The organism is Proteus myxofaciens ATCC 19692 (assembly GCF_001654855.1).
In the GTDB taxonomy this organism is placed as follows: domain Bacteria; phylum Pseudomonadota; class Gammaproteobacteria; order Enterobacterales; family Enterobacteriaceae; genus Proteus; species Proteus myxofaciens.
In genome coordinates, this window is record NZ_LXEN01000084.1 from 1 (window position 1) to 488 (window position 488).

1 pseudogene is annotated in these 488 nt (G+C 23.6%); it reads right to left on the minus strand.

The annotated features are described in order from the left end of the window. Nucleotides 1-488, minus strand: a pseudogene (locus M983_RS17545) (glycosyltransferase family 2 protein); the annotation flags it as partial.

A 488-nucleotide genomic window follows, 5' to 3' on the forward strand; every position in this document is an offset into this window, starting at 1 on the left:
GTTTTTTTTTGCTCGTAATATTTTGGCAGTAATAAGAAGTTCAATTATTTTATATTGTTTTTTTTCTTTAACATCTAATCTATATAAATTTTTCTTCTCATATAATTGCCTTATTTTATAAGCTTCTTCAGACTTATTGCTATAAGTTATTCTTTGTTCATCATGATCGTTATGAATGAAAAGTTTTTCATTCAGTGATTTTATTTTTTTATCTGCCATGAATAATTTTAACATTAATATATGGTCTTGGTATCGTGGAGAATGAGTAAATAATCCTACATCTAATAATGATTTCCTTTTACTCATAATCATAGGTGTGTAAGCATTACCATTTAGTATAAACTCTTGAATAGATCTGACTCGGCTATAACAATTGCTAATTTCTAGAAATTTATCATTTTTTTTAAAAAACATATTACATACACTAACATCAAGATTATTATTTATAATATGTTCTACCTGCTTTTCAACTTTATATTTTAAATATA